The sequence below is a fragment of the Streptomyces sp. SID3343 genome (assembly GCF_009865215.1).
GTDB lineage: Bacteria > Actinomycetota > Actinomycetes > Streptomycetales > Streptomycetaceae > Embleya.
Genome location: NZ_WWJX01001287.1, coordinates 1 through 444 on the forward strand (window position 1 = coordinate 1; position 444 = coordinate 444).

The 444-nt window shown below is 75.5% G+C and carries 1 pseudogene; it reads left to right on the forward strand.

From position 1 onward, the window contains the following. Positions 1-444 (forward strand): annotated as a pseudogene (locus GT354_RS40260) (histidine kinase); the annotation flags it as partial.

Below are 444 nucleotides of genomic sequence, written 5' to 3' on the forward strand. Positions count from 1 at the left end.
GCGCCCTCGACGTCGCGCGCACCCTCGCCCGCGCCCCCGGCATCGGCGAGGCGACGACGGCGCCGGACGCCACCGCCCGCCTCCAACCGATCGCCGAGGCGGTGCGCCGGGAGAACGACGTCGACTTCGTGGTCTTCATGTCGGCGGACGGAATTCGATTCACCCACCCCGACCCGACCCTGATCGGGCAGCACTTCCGCGGCCACATCGAGTCCGCCGTGCGCGGCGAGGTCTCGACGGAGACCTACGCCGGCTCCCTCGGCCCGTCGGTGCGCGCGGTCGTCCCCGTCCTCGGCGCCCCGGGTGCCCGTCCGATCGCACTCGTCTCGGTCGGAGTGACCGAGCACCGGATCGACGCCCTGGTGCGCGACGACATTCCGCTGGTGATCCTGGGCGCGGCCGGCGCGCTCGCCGTGGCGTGCGGGGCCGGGGCCGCGGTGCACC